The organism is Shinella zoogloeoides, from assembly GCF_033705735.1.
Classification (GTDB): Bacteria; Pseudomonadota; Alphaproteobacteria; order Rhizobiales; family Rhizobiaceae; genus Shinella; species Shinella zoogloeoides_A.
Window position 1 is genome coordinate 22,093 of sequence record NZ_CP131133.1, and the last position, 12,736, is coordinate 34,828.

The following is a 12,736-nucleotide window of genomic DNA, read 5'->3' on the forward strand; positions in this document are numbered from 1 at the left end:
TCCCTACTGATCCGCGCCATCGGGCTTCACGATGCGCTCGACCGACGGCGAGGTCGTGTTGGTGTCCGGATTGATGCCGACGCGGTCGTAGGCCTCATTGAAGACGCACAGCACGTCCTTGCCGCGGCGCAGGATGAACTTTCGGCTGATGGCGTGAACCAACACCAGGTTGCCGTCGACGGATTTGGGAACCAGGCTCTCGGAGCCATCGGAGTTCTCCATGTAGATGGCGGGCATCTCCTGATTGCCCGCAAAGACGAAGGTCGTAACCTTGCCGTTGTCATAGACGCTCTGAGGCTCCAGCGCCTGCGATCCCTGTGCTGAATAGCGCCAGTTGCGCGGTCCGTAGGCTTCATGAAGCGCAAGCACATTGTCGGCTTCCTTCGCCTGGTTCGCGAGCGCGCGGGCCGCGGCCTGTCGTCGGCGCAGTTCAGCCTCGTCACCGGGATAGCGGAACTTCACATAGAAGTAGGTATTCTGCCCGACTTCGACGGAGCCGTCGCGGACGGTGAGCTCCATCTGGTAGCTGCGCGTCGATCCGTCCCGGCGCGTCGTCACCACGGAAATGTTCGTGACCGGCTGATGCTCGCGTGGCTTCAGGAACAGAATGTTGCCGGCCGGCGCAACCTCCCAGGCGACGCTATTGCCGAGCGCAACATGGGCGATCTCCTCGTCGGCCGCGAACTCTACCTGCACGGAGGAACGCAATGTGCCGACGATCCTGGTAATGTTGTAGGGTTGGAAGTTCACGAACCTGACACGACTGTCCTGTGACGCGCCGCGTGGGATATCGAGCGCAAAGGCCGTGGTGGCGGACCCTACAAGGAGGGCCGCGGCGAAGATGACCTTGTGATTCAATTGATTGCCTCCGGGTCGGCGCGGTATTCGCTGACCGCGAAGCCGAGGGGGTTCACCAGCCGGTCCGTCGAAGACATCGGGGCATTGGCATAGGAATAGGTGAGTGTCGCGACCCAATGGGACGTGCGAACCTCGTCGCCACGGGTGATGGTCCGCATGTAGCGAACAGAGACCACGTTCTGATTGATCAGCGAGATCGAGGCGATGTTGATCCTTGCCGTTGCGGCGCGGCCGTAAGTGTTCTGCGGGGATTCCGAGTTGCTCCCGCGATAGATGGCGTAGAATCGGGCCTGCTCGGCTTGCGTCGACAAAAGCGCGATCGTGCGGAAGTTCTCCTGCGCCTCGCTCCACACATAGCCTTCGCGCGCGCGGACATATTTGGCCGCGAAGTATTTGGTCACGGCCTCGTCATAGGTTCCGGCCGTGGAAGTCAGCGCCGACACCACATCGACGATGCCCGTCGAATTATCAACGCGCACGACGAAGGGCTCTACGGTCTTCAACGGCGTAAGGCCAGCGACCGCGAAGACGGAAACGCCTGCGATGACGCCGGCGGCGATGGCAATCGACCAGGCGATCCGGTTCGACCGCTCGATCTGCATCATGCGATCCTGGTCGAAGCGTCGGGCCCTCTCGAAGTAGCTCTTGAGATTGTCAGTCGAGACCATGCCGTCACCCCGCGCAACGGCGATGCGAGCCGCCGATATCAAGGTGGGCGAAAGCGGCCGGTTCCCTGCCCTCCTCGGCATACGGCGTGGCCGAGGTCGAAGATCGCCGATCCGACGGCTGGCGCTTCAACGTGGTGTCGCCTTCCCATTCCCACATCGCGCGGTTCAACGGCCGGCGGGAGTAGCCGTCGCACTTGGGGAGCGGATAGGTCAGCGAAGCGCACCCTCCGAGTGCGACAAGCATGGCAAGGAATACGGTGGTCTTGATCATTTGGATGGGCCTTTTCTTATTATTGAGCGGCGCTCATGCACCAGCGCTTCTTGAGCCGAACGCACTGCCAGCGAAGCGCGCGCCGCGACCGACCATTCGACCTGCGTAGCGGGTCCCCCTGGCGAGCATGCCCTCGTGCGCATCGCGTGCGGCGCCGTAGCCGTAGGCCAGGGTCGCGCCGCCGGATGCCAGCGCCGAGGCGATCGCCGGCAGCTGATAGAAGACATAGAGGGCAGCGATGCCGATGGCGCAGAGGGCGATCGGACGCATCAGCACATCGGTGTAGGCGTCGATGGCCGTGAAGGTGGAATCGAGGCACGAGATCAGCAGCGCGCCGACAGCCACGACGAGGACCTGAAGGATGACGAAATTGGCGAGCTGCCCGATCCAGGCCTCGGTGAAGCGGCGCGTCGACTGGAACATGGCGAGCGCGATGAAGATCGGACCGATGGCCAGCACAATAGCGAGCGCCAGCCGCGCGTAAAGCGAAACGACATAACCGATGCCCGCGACCAGAAAGCTGACCCCGATCACCATCATGCCGCCCACGCCCGTGACGATATCGACGGGCCATGACGCGCGTGACCAGATGTCGGTTGCCGAAGCCTGGCCCTTGTCGAGGAGACTGTCGAACGTGCTGGCACTGGGCGTTGTGCCGGTGTTCAGTGCTTGCGCGATCTCGCGCGGCAGGATGTCGAAGAAGACGTTCGTGACATAAGTCTGGTACTCACCGGCGCTTTTCACCAGCATCACGATGATCGCCAGCTTCATCGCCCGGAACGCAAATTCAAGGACCGGATCCTGAACGGAACCACGCAGCACAAGATAGCCATACAGAACCACGTAAAGCGTCACGGCTGCCGTCAGCGGGCCAGTCACCCATTCGGTGATGTTCGAGGTGCCTTCGGATACGAACGTCTCCAACGGCGTCTTGAATTGCCCATCAATGAACTCGAACACCTGATACATGGCTTCAGCCTCCCAACGCCTTGCGCATTTTCTCAAGGCGGAGCTCGCCATCGGCCGCTTCCGCGTTCTGGCAGTTGGCCGTCTCGTGCAGCTCGCCCGGGTTGTTCCTGCACTCGGCCATGATCCTGGACAGCAGCGCCTCGTCGGCGGTCAACTGGTCGACGGTATATGGTTGCTCGGTTTTCTCGGAGCAGGCCGCGATGAGAAGGAGCGCTGCAAGGATGGTAAACCGTCTCATTGCAGCGCCGCCTTCATCGCATCCATGCGCTGACGCCAGTCCTCGGCCTTGCGCTGTTCGTCGACCTGGTTCTGCGCCTGCTGCACCATGCGCAGACCTTCCATCCGCAGCACGTCGGATTGGAGAAACGCCTGTTCAGCTTGCAACCGTGCCTGAAGGTCGGCGATTTCCTTGGCATCGCTTGCCGTCGAAATCTTCTCGCGAAGCTGGTCGATCCCGTCGATGCGCTTCGTGGCCGCATCGTAAATCTGCTGTCCAAGGCTCATCTGGCCCGCGTTCTTGTTCTGCACACGCGCGAGTTCCTTGGCATAGAAATCGTCGGCGTCGGTGCGATAGGTGGAGTTGCCCTCCAGGAACTTCGAGGCGGAATCCTTGAATACGCCGGTGCCTTCGCCCTTCAGCAATCCTTCGATCGCCGCGAAGTCCGATGGAAGGGCCTTGCGGATCGACGGATCGTTGAGCACGCTCGCCACATCAGCCATGTCGGTCAGCTTGTTGAGCGAACCGTAGAGCTGCTGGGCCTGCTCGATCTGCTGATGAAGAGCCTCGAGCTGCGACTTTAGTTGCGCGATGCTTTCGATCTGCTTCAGGATCGCCGTCTGGTCGATCACGGGAATCCCCTGCCCTGCCGCGCCGCCTGCGGAAAGGATGAGCACGGCTGCAAGCGCCACGCCGCGGAGTCGATAAGATGCCATCAGCTTGCACTCCTTCTCGCTTGAAAAACGGGTAGCCAGTCCTTCGGGTCGTTCCCGACTTCGGCGCGGATCGCGTCGAGCAGCTCGACATTGGCCGTCCGGCCCGAAAGGATCGCGAGTTCGTCGGCGAAGCCGTTGAGGTTCAGTTCGGCGACGACGCTATTATGTCCCTGCTTCAACACGAACCTCCGGCTCTCGACGGACAGTTCCCTCGCAATCAGTTCGTACTCACGCTCGGTGAGCTTGAACCCTTCGACATAGTCGGAATGGTTGCCGCGGGAGTTGGGTAGGAAGATCTGCGTCGGGCATTGCTCGACGATCGTATGCGCGATCGGCGAGATCAGCGCGTCACGCGGGCTTTGCGTGGCAAACAGCATAAGGCCGTTCTGCTTACGGATCGTCTTCAGTTTGTTCTGTGCGATGTCACGGAACCCTTCGTCCTGCAGCGCCTTCCAGAATTCGTCGATGACGATGATGATCCGACGGCCGTCGATCAGCTGCTCGACGCGGTGGAAGAGATACGCCATCAGCGGGGTGCGGATTTCCTCATTGTCGAGGAAGTCCGTCATGTCGTAGCCGATGAACTTGCCGTTGCCGCCCAGATCGCCGAAACCAATGTCTTCGATCACGTTGTCGAAGACCCAGCCAAGTGGCCCTCCCCTCTCCCAACGCCGCAGCCGGGCCGCAATCCCTTCAAGGTCCGTGTTGTTGAGGAAGGTACGAAGTGCGCCGATCGTCCGCTGCTCCGTCGGCAGATCGGCAAGCCCGTCGATGGCGCCGGCGATATCGCGTAACTCGGTGACGCTCAGTTCACGCGAGCCGGAACCGACAAGCTTTCCGACCCAACGGGTCAGGAAGACCTTGTTCTCCGGTGTGAGGTCGAGGGCCTTGAGGGGAGCGCAGCCGGTGGGCGTGCCATTCTTGAGGGGAAGATAGGTGCCGCCGGCGGCGCGGACATAAAGATCCGCGCCGCGGTCCTTGTCGAAGAACACAACATGGGGGTCGTGTTTTTCGAGCTGCGACAGCAGGAAATTGAGGATCACGGTCTTGCCGGCGCCGGACGGGCCGCACATGAACGTGTTGCCGAGATCTCCATAGTGGAGATTGAAGTAGTAGGGCGACCCAGATGCGGTCTTGAGCAAAGCGACGGCCGGTCCCCACTCGTTGCCGTCTTTCTGTCCGATGGGATAGGAATGGAATGGCGACAGCGCTGCGAAGTTGCGAGAGGTGATCGCCCCCGATCGCGCGCGGTAGCGGAAATTGCCGGGCAGCTGTGCCCACCAAGCCGCTTCAAGACCGAGATCCTCGCGCGCTACGACCGCGCCGCCGTTCGTAAGGCTGGCACGGGCCTTGGCGAGATTGTCCGTCAACTCCTTGACGGTGGCCGCGAAGACAGCAAGCGCCAGGTGATGCTCGCCGAGCACAAAGCGGTTCGACTCGAGATCGTCCATCGCATCGTCGAGCTCATCGATCTGCGAGGCGGCCTTGTCGCCGCTGCTGACCAACTGGTTCTGCTTACGACCCATGATGACGCGGGCATCCGCCTTCGAGGCGAAGCAGAAGGACTGGGACAGGATCAGTTCGAAGGGACTGGTCAGCACGCCATCCAGCATCCCCGTCCTGGTGCGGGCGGGATATTCCTTGATGCTCAACATGCCGGCGAACCGGCTTTCCGCCTCGTGGCGGATTTCGATCGTCTCGCGGGCGATGATGACACGGTCGGAATAGATCGCCGAGGAAATCCGACCCTCGGTCAACGGGACAGGTTCGCGTCGGCCGCCGACCAACTGGTGAAGCACCTCGCTCGGTTCGGAAAACAGGATCCCATCATGATCGTAGAGGGAGAGCACGCGCGGCTCGAAGCGTTTCAGGCCTGCCACGACGTCGACGAGTTTGTCCTGAAGCTGCTTCAGCGCCTCCTCGTCCAGTTCGATGCCGGAACGGCTTCGCTGTCGCAGTCGAGATAGAAGCTTCGCGGCCTTGTCCGCCGGATCGCGCGCCGGCGACCAGAGGACGGTGAGGAAGAGGTCGTTGCGGAACAGGTCTTCGCGGACCATGCGCTCGCGATACTTCTCGTTGAGCGCGGCCGAAAAAGGTGTTGCGAACGTTCCGTCTGGATAATCACGATCGCGACGCCGAATGAGATGAGTCCACAAGGCAAGCCGTTCATCCGCGATATTGCGATAGAGCGTGTTCAGATCGCGATGCAGCGCGTTGAGGTCGAGGACATCGGCAGTCTCGAAGGACACGCCTTCCAGCGCCACCATGACCATCAGCGTGCGGGCGTCGAGCGCGATGGTGGTCTCATCGACATGCCGCACATAGGGAATGAAGGTTTCCGGTGTGAGCTCGCGAGATCGGAGAGTTGCGACGCTAGGCATATCCGAGGTCCCTTTCATCGAAGCGCCGAACAAGCTTCAGCGGTGAAAGTGTGGCTCCGCCCCAATAGGTGCCGTTTCGGGTCCGGCCGCGCGTTTCCACCCAGGCCACGAGGATCCGGAACATGTTGTGGTCGTGTTTGACCAGCGCCCGGAACACGAAATGAAAGACGACGCCGACGAGCGCATAGGCGACCGAGCCCGCCGCGAGGTAGAAGATCGTGGTCGCCATGACGTTGATGCCCATGGCCTCCATCGTCACGCCCGCGATCATCGCCGGGCGCGTGCAAGCGATGAACAGGGTGTCCTCCTCAAGCTCGGGTCGCGTGGTCGCCATGGGGGTCAGCTCCCGATGATCGTGCTGACGAGTTCCGAGGAACCGGCAATCACGCCGATGCCGACGATCCAGTAGCCCGCGCGGCGCAAATCCATGTAGCCAAACATCCAGGCGAGCGCGATCAGGATCACCGCGATCGTGGCGAACAGCCTGAAGATGTTGCCCTGCAAAAGATCGACGACGTTTTGGAGGATGGTCTCGATGCCGGCGGCCTGCGCAAAAGCCGGCTCGACAAGCATCGCCGCCACGGCGAATGCCATCGCAGACGGGGCCGCAAATGCGCGGATACGGGAACTGAAAGTCATTCACTCTGCTCCAATTGATTGTTCTGAAACACCAGGACGGACGACCCGCGCCAGCTGTTGAAGACGTCCCATGTGGGCGTGGAAGCGACCGTGGTGGATGTCTGCTCGGAGTTCTCGGCAACCACCTCTGCGACGACGTCGGCCGGGGCGGTGGCGACAGGATCGTCGGTCCCCCTCCCCTCTCCCGTATCCGGGATCGTCAATCGGGCGATGGTCGGGCCGAGCCGTTTGATCTCGCGGCGAACCTGGTCGTCGTAGTTGACCATCGCGCCGACGGAGGGATCGTCGCGGCCGTAATAGGACTGGAGCATCACCTGTTCAGCCCTGGCAGGATCCGCGCCCGCCTTGACGGCAAGACGGTAGTATCGATCGAGCAGCGTGGCCGTGGCCTGCAGATTGAGGCAAGGATCGAAAGCGTCGGCGATCGAGAGCTTCAGCTTCTGGAGTTCTTCCACCCCGATCCCGCCGAGACCAAGCTGGATGTCGTGATGCTCGGCCACCAGTGACGTGGCAATTTCGATCGCCTCAGCCTTCGATGCCGGCTGCGCCTTGAGTGGCCGGCCGCTGTTGATTCGAATGTTGAAAGGCGCGAAACGGCTTTCGAGACTGACGATGCCCGCCAGTGTTTCGGACGCAACAAAGGGTGCGCAGGTTTGCGCAAGATCGAGAAAAGCAATGGGCATGCCTAGAACCAAACCCTTTGCTTGCCGACGCCATCGATCGTCACATCGATGTATCGAGGTTTCTCACGGACCAGGGGACGGCTGATGGTGTAGGCCATGCACTGATACCGGCCATCGATTTGCTGCCAATGTGGCGAGATGATCATGGAGCTATTAGCCCCGCCGGCATTGTCGCGGTCGCGCCGGCAAAAACTGTCGCTCACCGGCTGCATCGACGTCGACACGCATGTTCCGTCACGCCCGCGTGGACCATAGCCCGCTGAGAGGCGGTAGCCATCGTTGCAATAGTAAGGTTCGTATCGAGGGCGTGAGCTTTGGAAGCCAACGCCGTTGCAAGTCGGGAAAGAACGTCCCTTGGCGAGCCATCTCCAAAGCTTCTGGATAGGCGGGCGGCACTCGGTGTGTTGTGTCGGGCCGCCAGGATTGGATAGGCACAGGATAACCTGGCAACCCCACTCGTCGGCACGAGCAACTTGTCCAGAACTCAGATATAGTGAACTGAACCCAAACGCCGCTATGACCGTTCGAAAGAAAAGGCTCTTCATGCCCCCTACCCTCCGATTGAAATTTCGTTGGACGGGATGCGAAGAATCGTCTCGCCCTAACGCTCATACTATGCAAATAATAGATAGTTAAATCGATGGCAAGCAAATTGAGTGACGGATGGCAAAGCCAGGCGCTATCGGCCTTCGCCGTGCGTGAGATTCTCGAAAAACCGCTTGAAGACGAGACGGCGCAGTCTCGGATCAAGCAGATCGGCGTGTTGAACATCCTTTATATGATGCACCTGGCTGGCGAAGCATTAACCCTCTCAAATATCATCAAATTTACCGGAATGACCCGAGGCGGTGTCGTCGAGACGATGGACTTGCTCGTTGCGCGCGGAGTGCTCGTTGAAACGCTTGGAAAGAACTCAATGGGTCGCGGAACGGCCAGACAGTTTGCGCTGTCTCCGACGGTTTTTGCATTGCTTCGAGCTGGAGCCAACGGCAGCTAGTTCGATTTAACTCATTAAATTACGCCGTTATTCCTGCGAAGGTAATGGCGAGGGGGAGAATCACGCTTCATCCGTTGGCGCTTGACGTCTCGAACAAGTGAGTCGCGATGAAAAGCCACTTGGATGGACGCCGTACGTGCTCACGACAGGTTATCGACTCTTTTTTGTTCGACCACCATGAGGAGCGTGGAACTCACCAAGTGGTTTGATTCATTGGGTATTTGCAGCGTTCGGAGCCGACGACGTTTAGACGTTAACCTTCTGTTAACCAATTAAGATTTGACCGGCCGCCGGAATCGGGCAATCGTCGGCGACGTTTTTTCAGCGATTGTCAGTTTTTTTCCGTCGAGAGCGATATGCCCGCTGCTGCAGCCACCAAACCTCCTATCGAGGAGTCCGTCTCGAAGATTACGCGTCACTCGCATTTGCTTGCGGCGCAGCTTCAGACGCTCCGTTCTCAGATGTATCCGCCCGAGGCAAAGAAGACTCTCAAAACCTTCACTTCCCGTGAAGCGGCGATGATGGTTGGCATCGCAGAATCGACCCTGAGACAGATGTCTCTTGATGGAGAGAGCGCTGCCCCGGAGCTACACGGCAAGGATAACCGTCGCCGCGCCTACACCCTCGCTCAGATTAATGAGATTCGCGAGCATCTTGCCAAAAAGCGGCCGAAAGAAGCACTGGACTTTCTTCCGCGTCGGCGGGCAGGTGAAAAGCTTCAGATCGTGGCCGTGGCTAATTTTAAGGGCGGGTCGGCCAAGACCACGACGACTGTTCATCTTGCACATTTCCTTGCCTTACAAGGTCTGCGCGTCCTTGCGATTGATCTTGATCCGCAGGCATCTCTGTCAACGATGTTCGGGTACCAGCCGGAGATCGACGTCGAAGATAACCAGACTGTCTACGGTGCGATTCGCTACGATGAAGGGCAGCGTGTTCCGCTCGCGAGCGTGATCCGCAAGACCTATTTCGAAGGTATCGACCTTGTCCCAGGCAATCTGGAGCTCATGGAATACGAGCACGAGACCCCTCAGGCTATCGCGCGCGGTGACGGCCGCGGGGAAGGCATGTTCTTCCGCCGGCTTGGATCCGTCATCGCCAGCGTTGAAGACGACTATGACGTGGTGCTTATCGATGCTCCCCCACAACTCGGCTATCTGACGCTTGGTGCGCTTTATGCGGCGAGCGCCCTCCTTGTCACTGTCCATCCTGCGATGCTCGACGTCTCGAGCATGAACCAGTTCCTCAAGATGACCAGCGACATTCTCCAGGTCATTGAGGAAAATGGTGGTCATCTGCATCACGATTTCATCCGCTATGTGTTGACGCGTCACGACCCGAATGACGTTCCCCAGGTTAATATCGTTGCGCTTCTTCGCTCCCTCTTCGGCGAGGATGTGCTCGCACCTGTCGTCGTGGAAACAACCGCGATTGCGAGTGCGGGATTGGAGAAGAAGAGCCTTTATGAGATGGCGCGGGGTACGGTTGGAAGAGACACGCTCAATCGCGCGTTGGAATCGGTAGACAGCGTCAACCAGGAGATTTTGAACCACCTCAAGCAGGTATGGGGTCGGACATGACGAACGCGAAGGATCGGTCCAACCGGATGAAGAGCCTTTTCGCGAGTGTGAATCGCGAAGAGTTGGAAAAGCATATCCCCTCCCCCGCCGGTACAACTGTTCGACCAGCCACATCCGGTAGCATGTCGGGTGCAGTGAAGTCGATGCAGCAGACTTTCTCAGCAGTTGAGGCCGAAAACGAACGGTTGCGAGCGCAGCTTCAATCGGGCGCTAGCGCGGTCGAACTCGATCCGGCGAGTGTCGTACCCGCATTTGTTCGGGACCGGATGGACTTCGAGGAGAACCCGGAATTCGCTGGATTTGTCGAAGGCATTCGCCGAGAAGGTCAGAAACTTCCTATTCTGGTTCGTCCCCTTCTCGACCATCCTGGCCAGTATCAGATCGCCTATGGGCACCGACGCCATCGCGCCTGCCAGATCATAGGCATTCCTGTTCGTGCGATTGTCATGGAGATGACGGACGAAGAGCTCGTTGTCGCCCAAGGGATTGAAAACGCCGAGCGTGAGAATCCTTCGTTCATCGAGCAGGCGTTGTACGCATCCGATCTCAAAAAGCGTGGCTTTTCTCGTGAGACGATTGCAAGGGCGCTGGGACGCAACGAAGAAAAGGGGCTCGCCTATATTTCGATGTTGACGGCGACCGCCGACGCGGTTCCCGAAGCACTTGCACGCCGGATCGGCCCAGCGCCCGCGACCGGGCGCCCCAAATGGGAAAAGCTTGGCGCCTTTTTCAAAGATCAGAAGCTCCCGTCGGATACGAATTCCGCCCTAAACGGCTTGGTTGGTTCGGAGAAGTTTCGGGCGCTTGCTTCGGATGAGCGGTTCACCGCGGTGATGCGAGTACTGGACAGGTCGTCACGACCAACCAACGCATCGGAGTCGGCCGAAATCGATCTCGGCCATGGGGTGGTCGTGACGACAAAGCGGACAGCCAAGGCGATGCAGATTTCAATTCCTCACGCGCCCGCCGCCGGGCTTTCGACTTGGCTTGTCGAGCGTCTGCCGGCGCTATTGGAAGAATTCAAACGTTCGGAGCGAGGCGAAGAGCAATGAACTAAGCCCTGTAAGGAAAAGGGCTCACCGACTGCAATCGGCAAGCCCTTTGATCCGTGGCCAACAGAACGATCCCGTTCCGTCAGCATCAGTCGTAGCAAACTGATTCTAGGACGAGGCGCTGATACAATCAAGCCCTGGGCTCAAGCCTCGGCTCGATATTTTGCGCCTGTTTTGTTGGCTAGACATCAACTCACCTGTTGGAGCCGCGGTCGCTTGGTCGCGGGATGGTCAGCTATGGTCCGAGGAACTGAGATCGCGTCCTTCAGACGCGTTACACCTGCAATACTCGCGAGCGCTCGGCTCGCAATGGCAAATGATATCCCCGAGTCTACGAAGGCGGAGGTAGCAATCCTCCTGAAGAAGGCAGCACCGATCCTCGGGATCGATGGTTCGACCTACCATATCATGGATATCCTCATCGGGCTGTCGCGTGCTGATGATTGGGCGGGGACGAACCGCCCGATCGTGGCAATCTCCAACGCGAAGCTCGCCGAGTACACGGGTCGCTCGGAGCGGCAGGTGACACGCTGCATTCGGCGCCTCGTGGAGGCTGGCGTCATCGCATATCGGGACAGCCCGACGGGTCGCCGTTTTGTATATCGCGACAAGGACGGAGACATCTCGAAGGGCTATGGCCTGGATTTCACGCCGGCGAGAGTGCGGCTGCATGAATTGAAGACACTTGTCGAGGACTTCCAGGCTCGGCTGAACAGCGAGCAGGAGGCCCGAAGGATCGTCAGCAGGACGTCGCGCGCCATCGTTGACGCATGTGCAGCATACCCTGAACACGCTGAGGCCTGGCACAGCGAACTGCAAGGCCTGAAGGAACTAGGGTTAGACAAGGAAGGGGAAGCGGAAGCACTGGAGGCTATGCACGCCCGGATCATTCTCGCGGTGACAGAAGAGTATGTTCCGCACAAAATGTCGGGCGAGGGTGACATCAGCGTCACGTCTATTATTTATACAACCCCTCAAAACTCTCTTGAATGTAAGAAAAAGTGGGCTCGCTCTAACGAGCGAGAACTTAAAACAAAATTCTCCGGCCGCACAGCGGCCGGAACATCAACCGAAAGAAAGTCTGGCGCAGTTCAACCCGAAAGCCATCCCCCCGTTCGGAAGAAATCTGCCGGCACGGTAGACGAAATCCAATCCCAGGTCCTAGCGTCCGTGTCGGTTGGCCTTGTTAGATCTGCCTGCCGCCAGGCATGCGAGATGGTAGGGACGGAAATTCGCAGTTGGCCTGAGCTTGCTGCCGCGGCCTCTACAATGCGTCTCATGATTGGTTTATCCGAGGCTGGATGGCTGGATGGAACGGCGAGGGTCGGCCGCTTTGCAGCCGCCGCGATTCTTGCCACAGTGCTTGAGAAGGCCGCCCGATCGCCGGATCAAATTACGAGTCCAGGAGGTTATTTCCGGGCAATGATCGATCGCGCTGTCGAAGGGAACCTGCATCTGGAGAAGAGCTTGTTCGGATTGGCGGACGGCGTCATCAAACAGACAGGTGAGAGGCCCGCATAACGGATCGTTCGGGAGTCACAGCTGTGACTCTTTGGGGCGAGAAGCCCGAGAAAGATAAAGTGCGGCGGCTCACAGGGCTGACCGTTCTGGGAATGGAATAATGCTATTTGATTCAATGGGATATTTGACCGACATCACAACTGTGACGGTCAGTACGGGGTCTCTTGTCTCCCCGATTGGATTT

15 protein-coding genes are annotated in these 12,736 nt (G+C 59.3%); 4 read left to right on the plus strand and 11 right to left on the minus strand.

Annotation, left to right across the window (positions count from 1 at the left end; genetic code table 11):
- Positions 1 to 3: 3 nt before the first annotated feature.
- From virB9 to ShzoTeo12_RS27645, 11 genes are read right to left on the minus strand one after another with little or no spacing between them, the layout of a single operon-like run.
- Positions 4 to 858 carry a P-type conjugative transfer protein VirB9 gene (virB9, locus tag ShzoTeo12_RS27595; protein WP_318914539.1) on the minus strand — a complete coding sequence of 285 codons (855 nt, stop codon included), beginning with the start codon at positions 856 to 858 and terminating at the stop codon, positions 4 to 6.
- Positions 855 to 1,526, minus strand: a complete 672-nt coding sequence (locus ShzoTeo12_RS27600) for a virB8 family protein (RefSeq protein ID WP_318914540.1) — start codon at positions 1,524 to 1,526, stop codon at positions 855 to 857. Before ShzoTeo12_RS27600 ends, virB9 begins: the two co-directional genes overlap by 4 nt.
- A gap of 4 nt (positions 1,527 to 1,530) precedes the next feature.
- Complete coding sequence (locus ShzoTeo12_RS27605; RefSeq protein WP_318914541.1) at positions 1,531 to 1,797, minus strand: hypothetical protein; 267 nt, start codon at positions 1,795 to 1,797, stop codon at positions 1,531 to 1,533.
- A gap of 33 nt (positions 1,798 to 1,830) precedes the next feature.
- Positions 1,831 to 2,766 (minus strand): type IV secretion system protein, encoded by a 936-nt coding sequence (locus tag ShzoTeo12_RS27610; protein WP_318914542.1) that lies wholly within the window; start codon positions 2,764 to 2,766, stop codon positions 1,831 to 1,833.
- Positions 2,767 to 2,770: 4 nt separating this feature from the next.
- Positions 2,771 to 3,004 carry an EexN family lipoprotein gene (locus ShzoTeo12_RS27615; protein ID WP_318914543.1) on the minus strand — a complete coding sequence of 78 codons (234 nt, stop codon included), beginning with the start codon at positions 3,002 to 3,004 and terminating at the stop codon, positions 2,771 to 2,773.
- Positions 3,001 to 3,699 (minus strand): P-type DNA transfer protein VirB5, encoded by a 699-nt coding sequence (gene virB5 / locus ShzoTeo12_RS27620; RefSeq protein ID WP_318914544.1) that lies wholly within the window; start codon positions 3,697 to 3,699, stop codon positions 3,001 to 3,003. Before virB5 ends, ShzoTeo12_RS27615 begins: the two co-directional genes overlap by 4 nt.
- Complete coding sequence (locus ShzoTeo12_RS27625) at positions 3,699 to 6,080, minus strand: VirB4 family type IV secretion system protein (RefSeq protein ID WP_318914545.1); 2,382 nt, start codon at positions 6,078 to 6,080, stop codon at positions 3,699 to 3,701. Before ShzoTeo12_RS27625 ends, virB5 begins: the two co-directional genes overlap by 1 nt.
- Positions 6,073 to 6,414, minus strand: coding sequence for a type IV secretion system protein VirB3 (locus ShzoTeo12_RS27630; protein ID WP_318914546.1), 342 nt, complete (start codon positions 6,412 to 6,414; stop codon positions 6,073 to 6,075). Before ShzoTeo12_RS27630 ends, ShzoTeo12_RS27625 begins: the two co-directional genes overlap by 8 nt.
- Before the next feature lie 5 nt (positions 6,415 to 6,419).
- The gene (locus ShzoTeo12_RS27635) at positions 6,420 to 6,719 is read right to left on the minus strand and encodes a TrbC/VirB2 family protein (protein WP_318914547.1); all 300 of its coding nucleotides are present in this window, start codon (positions 6,717 to 6,719) and stop codon (positions 6,420 to 6,422) included.
- Positions 6,716 to 7,402, minus strand: coding sequence for a lytic transglycosylase domain-containing protein (locus tag ShzoTeo12_RS27640; protein WP_318914548.1), 687 nt, complete (start codon positions 7,400 to 7,402; stop codon positions 6,716 to 6,718). The genes ShzoTeo12_RS27635 and ShzoTeo12_RS27640 overlap by 4 nt, the downstream gene beginning before the upstream one ends.
- Positions 7,403 to 7,404: 2 nt before the next feature.
- On the minus strand, positions 7,405 to 7,947 hold the full coding sequence (locus ShzoTeo12_RS27645; RefSeq protein ID WP_318914549.1) for a hypothetical protein: 543 nt from the start codon (positions 7,945 to 7,947) through the stop codon (positions 7,405 to 7,407).
- A gap of 95 nt (positions 7,948 to 8,042) precedes the next feature.
- Between ShzoTeo12_RS27645 and ShzoTeo12_RS27650 the strand changes: the two genes are divergently transcribed.
- The 4 genes from ShzoTeo12_RS27650 (at position 8,043) to repC (ending at position 12,552) form a co-directional block, all read left to right on the plus strand.
- Positions 8,043 to 8,399 (plus strand): transcriptional regulator, encoded by a 357-nt coding sequence (locus tag ShzoTeo12_RS27650; RefSeq protein ID WP_318914550.1) that lies wholly within the window; start codon positions 8,043 to 8,045, stop codon positions 8,397 to 8,399.
- Positions 8,400 to 8,755: 356 nt separating this feature from the next.
- Positions 8,756 to 9,979, plus strand: coding sequence for a plasmid partitioning protein RepA (gene repA / locus ShzoTeo12_RS27655; protein ID WP_318914551.1), 1,224 nt, complete (start codon positions 8,756 to 8,758; stop codon positions 9,977 to 9,979).
- Positions 9,964 to 11,031, plus strand: a complete 1,068-nt coding sequence (gene repB / locus ShzoTeo12_RS27660; protein ID WP_318914552.1) for a plasmid partitioning protein RepB — start codon at positions 9,964 to 9,966, stop codon at positions 11,029 to 11,031. The genes repA and repB overlap by 16 nt, the downstream gene beginning before the upstream one ends.
- 237 nt (positions 11,032 to 11,268) lie before the next feature.
- Positions 11,269 to 12,552, plus strand: a complete 1,284-nt coding sequence (gene repC, locus ShzoTeo12_RS27665; protein ID WP_318914554.1) for a plasmid replication protein RepC — start codon at positions 11,269 to 11,271, stop codon at positions 12,550 to 12,552.
- Positions 12,553 to 12,736 lie beyond the last annotated feature (184 nt).

Bases quoted from the DNA above. Each gene is read 5' to 3' on its own strand.
- ShzoTeo12_RS27600 (WP_318914540.1), bottom strand. From the start codon at position 1,526: ATGGTCTCGACTGACAATCTCAAGAGCTACTTCGAGAGGGCCCGACGC.
- ShzoTeo12_RS27605 (WP_318914541.1), bottom strand. From the start codon at position 1,797: ATGATCAAGACCACCGTATTCCTTGCCATGCTTGTCGCACTCGGAGGG.
- ShzoTeo12_RS27610 (WP_318914542.1), bottom strand. From the start codon at position 2,766: ATGTATCAGGTGTTCGAGTTCATTGATGGGCAATTCAAGACGCCGTTG.
- ShzoTeo12_RS27615 (WP_318914543.1), bottom strand. From the start codon at position 3,004: ATGAGACGGTTTACCATCCTTGCAGCGCTCCTTCTCATCGCGGCCTGC.
- virB5 (WP_318914544.1), bottom strand. From the start codon at position 3,699: ATGGCATCTTATCGACTCCGCGGCGTGGCGCTTGCAGCCGTGCTCATC.
- ShzoTeo12_RS27625 (WP_318914545.1), bottom strand. From the start codon at position 6,080: ATGCCTAGCGTCGCAACTCTCCGATCTCGCGAGCTCACACCGGAAACC.
- ShzoTeo12_RS27630 (WP_318914546.1), bottom strand. From the start codon at position 6,414: ATGGCGACCACGCGACCCGAGCTTGAGGAGGACACCCTGTTCATCGCT.
- ShzoTeo12_RS27635 (WP_318914547.1), bottom strand. From the start codon at position 6,719: ATGACTTTCAGTTCCCGTATCCGCGCATTTGCGGCCCCGTCTGCGATG.
- ShzoTeo12_RS27640 (WP_318914548.1), bottom strand. From the start codon at position 7,402: ATGCCCATTGCTTTTCTCGATCTTGCGCAAACCTGCGCACCCTTTGTT.
- ShzoTeo12_RS27645 (WP_318914549.1), bottom strand. From the start codon at position 7,947: ATGAAGAGCCTTTTCTTTCGAACGGTCATAGCGGCGTTTGGGTTCAGT.
- ShzoTeo12_RS27650 (WP_318914550.1), top strand. From the start codon at position 8,043: ATGGCAAGCAAATTGAGTGACGGATGGCAAAGCCAGGCGCTATCGGCC.
- repA (WP_318914551.1), top strand. From the start codon at position 8,756: ATGCCCGCTGCTGCAGCCACCAAACCTCCTATCGAGGAGTCCGTCTCG.
- repB (WP_318914552.1), top strand. From the start codon at position 9,964: ATGGGGTCGGACATGACGAACGCGAAGGATCGGTCCAACCGGATGAAG.
- repC (WP_318914554.1), top strand. From the start codon at position 11,269: ATGGTCCGAGGAACTGAGATCGCGTCCTTCAGACGCGTTACACCTGCA.